Source organism: Kluyvera sp. (assembly GCF_047971185.1).
Classification (GTDB): domain Bacteria; phylum Pseudomonadota; class Gammaproteobacteria; order Enterobacterales; family Enterobacteriaceae; genus Kluyvera.
The window spans coordinates 95,729-103,597 of record NZ_JBKDZH010000052.1 but is presented as its reverse complement, the minus strand read 5'-3'; the positions used below and the strand labels follow the sequence as shown (position 1 = coordinate 103,597).

General features: G+C 56.3%; 9 protein-coding genes and 2 pseudogenes. 7 read left to right on the top strand and 4 right to left on the bottom strand.

The genetic code is table 11. From position 1 onward, the window contains the following. The 5 genes and pseudogenes from ACK5JN_RS15425 to fabY all read left to right on the top strand — a co-directional run. Positions 1-598, top strand: a pseudogene (locus tag ACK5JN_RS15425) (translational GTPase TypA); the annotation flags it as partial. Positions 599-732: 134 nt separating this feature from the next. Then, on the top strand, positions 733-1,332 hold the full coding sequence (gene yihX / locus ACK5JN_RS15420; protein WP_416870978.1) for a glucose-1-phosphatase: 600 nt from the start codon (positions 733-735) through the stop codon (positions 1,330-1,332). Continuing rightward, a complete protein-coding gene (locus ACK5JN_RS15415) occupies positions 1,326-2,180 on the top strand; it encodes a virulence factor BrkB family protein (protein WP_416870977.1) in 855 nt (284 codons plus the stop codon). The genes yihX and ACK5JN_RS15415 overlap by 7 nt, the downstream gene beginning before the upstream one ends. Continuing rightward, positions 2,177-2,614: a D-aminoacyl-tRNA deacylase gene (gene dtd / locus ACK5JN_RS15410; protein WP_416870976.1), complete on the top strand. Its 438-nt coding sequence runs from the start codon at positions 2,177-2,179 to the stop codon at positions 2,612-2,614. Before ACK5JN_RS15415 ends, dtd begins: the two co-directional genes overlap by 4 nt. Before the next feature lie 44 nt (positions 2,615-2,658). Further along, complete coding sequence (gene fabY / locus ACK5JN_RS15405) at positions 2,659-3,600, top strand: fatty acid biosynthesis protein FabY (RefSeq protein WP_416870975.1); 942 nt, start codon at positions 2,659-2,661, stop codon at positions 3,598-3,600. A gap of 26 nt (positions 3,601-3,626) precedes the next feature. Here fabY and ACK5JN_RS15400 read toward each other — a convergent pair whose 3' ends face one another. Beyond that, positions 3,627-4,541 (bottom strand): alpha/beta hydrolase, encoded by a 915-nt coding sequence (locus ACK5JN_RS15400; RefSeq protein ID WP_416870974.1) that lies wholly within the window; start codon positions 4,539-4,541, stop codon positions 3,627-3,629. Positions 4,542-4,739: 198 nt separating this feature from the next. Here ACK5JN_RS15400 and ACK5JN_RS15395 point away from each other — a divergent pair, with 198 nt between their 5' ends. Both ACK5JN_RS15395 and ACK5JN_RS15390 read left to right on the top strand, forming a co-directional pair. After that, the gene (locus tag ACK5JN_RS15395; protein WP_416870973.1) at positions 4,740-4,994 is read left to right on the top strand and encodes a CopG family transcriptional regulator; all 255 of its coding nucleotides are present in this window, start codon (positions 4,740-4,742) and stop codon (positions 4,992-4,994) included. Further along, entirely contained in the window at positions 4,991-5,362 is a 372-nt protein-coding gene (locus ACK5JN_RS15390) for a type II toxin-antitoxin system VapC family toxin (protein ID WP_416870972.1), read from the top strand. The genes ACK5JN_RS15395 and ACK5JN_RS15390 overlap by 4 nt, the downstream gene beginning before the upstream one ends. Positions 5,363-5,398: 36 nt before the next feature. Here the strand turns inward: ACK5JN_RS15390 and fdhE are convergent, their stop codons facing one another. The 3 genes and pseudogenes from fdhE to fdxH form a co-directional block, all read right to left on the bottom strand. Then, positions 5,399-6,328 carry a formate dehydrogenase accessory protein FdhE gene (gene fdhE / locus ACK5JN_RS15385; protein ID WP_416870971.1) on the bottom strand — a complete coding sequence of 310 codons (930 nt, stop codon included), beginning with the start codon at positions 6,326-6,328 and terminating at the stop codon, positions 5,399-5,401. After that, positions 6,325-6,960, bottom strand: a pseudogene (gene fdoI / locus ACK5JN_RS15380) (formate dehydrogenase cytochrome b556 subunit). Before fdoI ends, fdhE begins: the two are co-directional and overlap by 4 nt. Next, entirely contained in the window at positions 6,957-7,859 is a 903-nt protein-coding gene (gene fdxH / locus ACK5JN_RS15375; RefSeq protein WP_416870970.1) for a formate dehydrogenase subunit beta, read from the bottom strand. The pseudogene fdoI and the gene fdxH overlap by 4 nt, the downstream one beginning before the upstream one ends. Between the last annotated feature and the right edge of the window lie 10 nt (positions 7,860-7,869).

Below are 7,869 nucleotides of genomic sequence, written 5' to 3'. Positions count from 1 at the left end.
GCAGCACCAGGGTTCTGTCATGCAGGCACTGTGCGAGCGTAAAGGCGACCTGAAAAACATGAATCCGGACGGTAAAGGCCGCGTACGTCTCGACTACGTGATCCCAAGCCGTGGTCTGATCGGCTTCCGTTCAGAATTCATGACCATGACCTCCGGCACCGGTCTGCTGTACTCCACCTTCAGCCACTACGACGATATCCGTCAGGGCGATGTGGGCCAGCGTCAGAACGGCGTACTGATCTCCAACGGTCAGGGTAAAGCGGTTGCGTTTGCACTGTTCAGCCTGCAGGACCGCGGTAAGCTGTTCCTGGGCCACGGCGCAGAAGTTTACGAAGGCCAGATCATCGGTATTCACAGCCGTTCTAACGACCTGACCGTAAACTGCCTGACCGGTAAGAAACTGACCAACATGCGTGCATCTGGTACGGATGAAGCAGTTATTCTGGTTCCGCCTATCCGCATGACTCTGGAACAAGCTCTGGAGTTCATCGATGATGACGAACTGGTAGAAGTGACTCCGCAGTCTATCCGTATCCGTAAGCGTCACCTGACGGAAAACGACCGTCGTCGCGCGATGCGTGGTGCGAAAGAAGAGTAATTTACGCTCTTCTTATCCTCTAAAACCCTGCCTTATGGCGGGGTTTTTTCTTTTGAAATAGCGCGCGTTTGTTCATAGTCAAATTCCCCCTTTCCCGCTACAGTGAAATCTCCACCGCGCGAAAGGAGGCACAAATGCTCTATATCTTTGATTTAGGTAATGTGATTGTCGACATTGATTTTAACCGCGTCCTGGGGACGTGGAGCGATCTGGCCCGCGTACCGCTCGCTCAGCTAAAGCAAAGCTTCACCATGGGCGAGGCCTTCCATCAGCACGAGCGCGGTGAAATATCGGATGAAGCGTTCGCTAAAGCGATGTGTCACGACATGGATCTGCCGCTCAGCTATGAGCAGTTTGCCCACGGCTGGCAGGCAATTTTTGTTGAGCTGCGCCTGGAAGTCATCGACATCATGAGCAAGCTGCGCGAGCAGGGGCATCGCGTGGTGGTGCTCTCCAATACTAACGCGCTGCATACCACCTTCTGGCCGAGCGAATATCCGCAAATCCATGCCGCAGCCGACCACGTCTACCTTTCTCAAGAGATGGGCATGCGCAAACCGGAAGCGCGTATTTACCAGCGTGTACTTGAACTGGAAGGTTTTTCCGCCGCCGATGCGGTCTTTTTTGACGATAACGCCGATAATATAGAGGGTGCTAGCCGGTTGGGGATAACCAGCGTGCTGGTGACGGGGCGTGAAACCCTACCCGACTATTTTATGAAGACGTTATGCTAAAAACCGGTCATCAAAAATATACCCGGCCGCTGGTGGTGTGGTTCAAAATACTCTGGCGGCGCATTGATGAAGACAATATGACGACGCTGGCGGGCAACCTGGCCTACGTGTCGCTGCTTTCACTCGTGCCGCTGGTGGCGGTCATTTTCGCCCTGTTCGCGGCCTTTCCGATGTTTTCGGAAGTGAGTCTACAGATTCGCCACTTCGTTTTTGCCAACTTCCTGCCCGCAACCGGCGACGTTATTCAGCGCTATATCGAGCAGTTTGTCGCCAACTCCAATAAAATGACCGCCTTTGGCGCCTGCGGCTTGATCATCACCTCGCTGCTGTTGATGTACTCCATCGATAGCGCTCTGAACACGATCTGGCGCAGCAAGCGCGTGCGCCCGCATCTTTACTCGTTTGCGGTCTACTGGATGATTCTGACCCTCGGTCCACTGCTGGCGGGGGTGAGCATGGCAATTAGCTCTTATCTGCTTTCGCTGCGCTGGGCCAGCGAGCTTCATGGCGCGATTGATAACCTGCTGCGGGTGTTCCCGCTGCTGCTCTCCTGGCTCTCTTTCTGGCTGCTCTACAGCATCGTGCCGACAACGCAGGTGCCGAACCGCGATGCGATTGTTGGGGCGCTAGTCGCCGCGCTGCTGCATGAACTTGGCAAGAAAGCCTTCTCCCTTTACATCACCGCGTTCCCTTCCTACCAGCTGATTTACGGCGTGCTGGCGGTGATCCCCATTTTGTTTGTCTGGGTCTACTGGACGTGGTGTATCGTCTTGCTTGGCGCAGAAATTACTGTCACTCTCGGTGAATACCGAAAATTGAAAACAGAACAAGAAGCAGAAGAATCATGATTGCATTAATTCAGCGCGTAACCCGCGCCAGCGTGAGCGTGGCGGATGAGGTTACCGGGGAAATCGGCCCAGGGCTACTGGTACTGCTGGGCGTAGAGAAAGATGATGACGAACAGAAAGCGAATCGCCTGTGCGAGCGCGTGCTTGGCTACCGCATCTTCAGCGATGCTGACGGGAAAATGAACCTGAACGTACAGCAGGCTGGCGGCAGCGTACTGGTGGTCTCGCAGTTTACGCTGGCGGCCGATACTGAACGCGGGATGCGCCCGAGCTTCTCCAAAGGCGCCGCGCCGGATCGCGCTGAAGCGCTGTATGAATATTTTGTGCAGCGCTGTCGGCAGCAGGAGATGAACACCCAAACGGGACGATTTGCTGCGGATATGCAGGTGTCGCTGGTCAATGATGGCCCCGTGACATTCTGGTTACAGGTATGAATCCACTTCCCGGTAGAACGCGGGGGGCAAAAGAGAGCGCAATTATGTACCATCTCCGAGTACCGCAAACGGCAGAAGAGTTAGAGGAATATTATCAGTTTCGCTGGGAAATGCTGCGTAAGCCGCTGCATCAGCCAAAGGGCTCCGAGCGAGACGCCTGGGACGCGATGGCGCACCATCAGATGGTGGTGGATGAACAGGGAAAGCTGGTCGCCGTTGGGCGGCTGTACATCAACGCCGATAACGAAGCGTCTATGCGTTTTATGGCCGTCCATCCCGACGTGCAGGACAAAGGCCTGGGAACACTCATTGCCATGACCCTCGAGTCCGTTGCGCGCCAGGAAGGCGTGAAGCGCGTGACCTGTAGCGCGCGCGAGGACGCCGTGCCGTTCTTCGCCAAGCTCGGCTTCGTGAACCAGGGGGAGATCACCACCCCGCAGACCACGCCGGTGCGCCACTTCCTGATGATTAAACCGGTCGCCTCGCTGGATGACATTCTGCATCGTGGCGACTGGTGTGCCCAGCTGCAACAGGCCTGGTACGATCATATTCCGCTCAGCGAGAAAATGGGCGTACGCATTCAGCAGTATACTGGGCAAAAATTTATCACCACCATGCCGGAAACCGGCAACCAGAACCCACACCATACGCTGTTCGCCGGTAGCCTGTTCTCACTTGCGACGCTGACCGGCTGGGGGCTTATCTGGCTGATGCTGCGTGAACGCCATCTGGGCGGCACGATTATCCTCGCCGACGCGCATATTCGCTACAGCCGGCCGATCACCGGCAGACCAACGGCTATCGCCGATCTGGGGTCGCTGAGCGGCGATCTCGACCGTCTGGCCCGCGGCCGTAAAGCCCGCGTCCAGCTGCAGGTTGAGCTGTTCGGTGATGAGAAAGCGGGCGTGGTATTTGAAGGCACTTATATCGTGCTTCCGGCTAAGCCGTTTGGCGCCTTCGAAGAAGGCGGCAACGAAGAGGAGTAGCGCCAGCCCGCAACGCCTGACGCTATTTATTCGCGAGTGGTCGCACGCCAGGCCACATCGCGCATGGCATCCCGAGCCGCCTGACTCACACCGCCCAGCTGGAAAAACCCGTGGATGACGCCGAGATAGCGCTGGCAGGTACAGTCTACGCCCTGGTCGAGCAGACGGTGATATAACGCTTCGCCTTCATCGCGCAATGGGTCGAATTCAGCGGTGATAATGTGCACCGGCGGCAAACCGGCGAAATCGTTGCGCCACAGCGGGCTGGCTTCCTCGTGACGGGAGTCAGTCTCCTGGAGATACATTTCAAAGCCCGAGAGCAGCGTATCGCGGGTGATGATGTAATCCTGCCCGTTGCTGGCATAGCTAGGGAAGCTGGCGGTAGCGTCAAGCATTGGGTAGATTAGCAGTAGCTTCGCCGGAGACCATTGGCCCGTGGATTTCAGGCGTAGTGCGCTAACCAGGGCCAAATGCCCGCCCGCGCTGTCACCCGCAAGCGTAATACGCTCGCGATCGATACCCAACTGTTCCGCATATTGATGAACGAGATTGGCCCCGCGTTCGGCGTCGTCATGCGCCGCGGGGAAAGGGTGCTCTGGTGCCAGACGATACTGAATGGCTATCACCCGACAGCCGCTGTTCCAGGCCAGCTGCCGCAGCTGCGGGTCGTGGGTGAGAAAGCCGCCGCTAACAAAACAGCCGCCGTGATAGTAGATGATGCAGGGCAGCGAACCGGCAGCGTTCAGCGGCGAAACGACGCGAAACGTCATCCCTTCCAGCACGATATCTTCCGATTTCACACGAATTTCTTTCTCGCCCGCCAGCGCCGTGCTGGCGATGTAGCCCGCCCTCCGGTCATCAATATTCTGCTCACGCGCAGAGGGGCGGCCCGCGGCGATAAACCCGGCGACCAGTTGGGCAATTCCTTTTTCCAGCGGCATGTTACGCTCCTTAAGCTGTATGGATGTACAGTTTATAACCTGGTTTAATGAGAAGAGAAACGGGTAAATAAAGTTGCAGCATTATTCTGGATAGCCGCTCGCAAAAATGACGTTTTCTACAAAATGAGCATGTCACATTTAGCGAACTGCGTGTATTTTGTTCGCTTATTGAACACGGATGATATACTGGAGGTATATATGAGCATGGTGGCGGAAAGGGATATGGGCAGAATACTTCTCGATTTGTCGGATGACGCGATCAGGCGTCTCGATGAACTCAAGCAGCAGCGGAATCAGCCACGGGCGGAGCTGTTGCGCGAAGCGGTAGAAATGTATCTGGAGAAGCAAAATCAGGCAGAGCAGGCGATTGCCGGCGCGCTGGGGATTTGGCAAGCGTGTGAAGAAGATGGCGTTGAGTTTGAAAGAAAGCTCCGTGAGGAGTGGACGCGATGAACGGCCCGGTCGTCTTTGATACGAATATTTTAATCGATCTGTTTAGTGGGCGGGTTGAAGCTAAAAAAACGCTGGATTTGTATCCATCTCAGCATGCTATTAGCCTGATTACCTGGATGGAGGTGATGGTTGGCGCAAAGCGATTTCATCAGGAACAACGTACAAGAATGGCTTTGAATGCCTTTCAGGTCATCGCGATATCGCCTGAGATTGCCGAACAAAGTGTTAATTTGAGGCAGGAATATGGCATGAAGCTGCCAGACGCCATCATTCTGGCTACCGCGCATGTACACCGACGAGCATTGGTTACGCGCAATACAAAGGATTTCGCCGAGCTTCCGGGCGTCATTGTACCCTACGCATTGTAAACCGGGCGGGGATGCCACCCGGTTTATCACACAACCTTACTCCCCTTCCCCCGGGAACAGGAACGGGTTGATCGAGCTGCGGGCGAACCCTTCTTGCTCCATCCGCGCGTCCAGTACCAGCGAGGCGAGGTCATCGGCTACGGCTTCGACTTTCGGGTCTTTTTCCTGATAGAGAATCTTCAGGTAGGTGCCGCAGTCGCCGCAGCTTTCGGCTTTAATCGCCGCCTGCTCGTTGTCCAGCGACCAGTAATGCAGGTCACGGCTCTGTTCGCAGTTGCTGCACTTCACGCGCACCACGTGCCACTCGGTTTCACACAGGTTGCAGTGCAGGTAGCGCAGCCCCTGCGTGGTACCAATTTGCACCATGCTGGAAACCGGCATAGAGCCGCATACCGGGCAGAACTGACGCTGTTCGCCGTACTCCGCGCGCGCTTTACCGGGGATCAGGCTGGCCATCTGCGCCCAATAGAGCGACAGCGCGGCCCAGATGAACGGCGCTTTATCGCTGCTGACGGAAGAGAAGTCGGATTCAAACAGCGCGCTCGCCATTTGCTCCAGTTCCTGCTCGGAGGCTTTCTCCAGGTTTTCGATAACCGCCAGCGCCGGGCCGCTCATTTCCGGCTTCAGTTCAGCAATCATCGAGTGCAGCAGCGTATGCCAGTGCTTGTCGCGCGGCAGAACGTGAATATCCAGCGGCGGTTTGCCCTGATCGTTCGCGTCTTTAATGCGCGCGGTGAGGTCCATCCGCAGCGGATGATCGTACAGCACCACTTCCTGTGCGTGGGCGATCAGCGCGGCGAAGCGCAGGTAATCACCCAGCGGGTTGTTCTCTGCCAGCTCGCGCAGACGTTCGGCGCGGCGGTTGTAGAGGTTCTTGAGTCTGGGGAACAACAACGGCGGAATGACTTCCGCCGTACGTTTTTCGCTCGAACCCAGCTCATCTTGCGGGATTATGCGAATACTCATTCAGATGACTTTTCCTGTTTCTGGCGGACTTCACGGTACCAGCGCGGGTGATGTTTCTTCGCCCACGATTTGGTAACCCATCCCTCCACCATCGCGGTAATGGTGCCTTTCACCCAAAGGGCGGCGTAGATATGCACCATGATAACCACAATTAACGCCACTGCGGCAAATGAATGCAGCATCAGCGCAAATCGGATCACCGGGATTGAGAAAGCAGGCGCAAAGTACGGACGCCAGATAATCACACCGCTCACCAGCAGCAGCACCAGGAAGATACTCGCCGCCCAGAATACGCATTTCTGGCCGAAGTTATAACGCCCGGTGTCACCTACTTCCTCGTTGACGACGATCTTACGAATATTCTTCGCCCAAAAGATATCATCCCGATTGATTAGATTGTGGTGCCAGTAGCGGAAAAACATGATGATAAATTACGCAAACATGATCACGCCAACAAACGGGTGCATAATACGCGCCAGCTGTGGAGTGCCCAGGATTTGCATTAACCAGTTGAAGGATGGGAAGAAAAATCCCAGCCCGCTTATCGCCGCCAGCATGAAGCAGAAGTCGGTGACCCAGTGGTTAATGCGTTCCGGCGCGGTGTAGCGCACGATGGTGTCACGTCTTTTCATTTGCGCACCTCGTCTTTCTCTTCATCCAGGTTGTCTTCTTCCTCTTCCGCGCGGTTCGGACCGACCCCGACGTAGTGGAAGATGCTCGCGGCGAAGGTGGCAGCAAAGCCAACCGCTGCCAGCGGTTTCCAGATGCCTTTCCAGAACTTCACGGTGGCACTGATTTCCGGGTTCTCCGGCAGACCGTGGTACAGATTCGGCTTGTCGGCATGGTGCAGCACGTACATCACGTGCGTACCGCCAACGCCTGCCGGATCGTACAGGCCCGCATTGTCGTAACCGCGGGTTTTCAGCTCGGCCACGCGCTCTCCCGCCAGCACTTTCATATCCTCTTTAGAACCAAAGTGGATAGCGCCGGTAGGGCAGGTTTTCACGCACGCCGGTTCCTGCCCGACGTTGACGCGGTCGACGCACAGCGTACATTTGTAGACGCGGTTGTCTTCCGGGTTGAGGCGCGGCACGTTGAACGGACAGCCGGCGATGCAGTAGCCGCAGCCGATGCACTGCACGGACTGGCAGTCGACGATACCGTTCGCATACTGAATGATTGCCCCTTCTGCCGGGCAAGCCTTCAGGCAGCCCGGATCGGCGCAGTGCATGCAGCCATCCTTACGGATCAGCCACTCCAGTTTGTCGTTCTGCTCCACTTCCGAGAAACGCATCACCGTCCAGGATTTGGCGGTCAGATCGGCGGGGTTGTCGTACACCCCGACGTTGCTGCCGATTTCATCACGGATGTCGTTCCACTCCGAACACGCCACCTGACAGGCTTTACAGCCGATACAGGTGGTGACGTCGATGAGCTTCGCCACCTCTTCCTGGTGATCCCGCGCCTGAGGCGCGGGGGTGAAACCGTTAGTGGCGGAACGACGGATGATGTCTTGCGATTGATAAGCCATAGGTCGTCTC

Coding starts and splice junctions, on each gene's coding strand:
- yihX (WP_416870978.1), top strand. CDS start 733: ATGCTCTATATCTTTGATTTAGGTAATGTGATTGTCGACATTGATTTT.
- ACK5JN_RS15415 (WP_416870977.1), top strand. CDS start 1,326: ATGCTAAAAACCGGTCATCAAAAATATACCCGGCCGCTGGTGGTGTGG.
- dtd (WP_416870976.1), top strand. CDS start 2,177: ATGATTGCATTAATTCAGCGCGTAACCCGCGCCAGCGTGAGCGTGGCG.
- fabY (WP_416870975.1), top strand. CDS start 2,659: ATGTACCATCTCCGAGTACCGCAAACGGCAGAAGAGTTAGAGGAATAT.
- ACK5JN_RS15400 (WP_416870974.1), bottom strand. CDS start 4,541: ATGCCGCTGGAAAAAGGAATTGCCCAACTGGTCGCCGGGTTTATCGCC.
- ACK5JN_RS15395 (WP_416870973.1), top strand. CDS start 4,740: ATGAGCATGGTGGCGGAAAGGGATATGGGCAGAATACTTCTCGATTTG.
- ACK5JN_RS15390 (WP_416870972.1), top strand. CDS start 4,991: ATGAACGGCCCGGTCGTCTTTGATACGAATATTTTAATCGATCTGTTT.
- fdhE (WP_416870971.1), bottom strand. CDS start 6,328: ATGAGTATTCGCATAATCCCGCAAGATGAGCTGGGTTCGAGCGAAAAA.
- fdxH (WP_416870970.1), bottom strand. CDS start 7,859: ATGGCTTATCAATCGCAAGACATCATCCGTCGTTCCGCCACTAACGGT.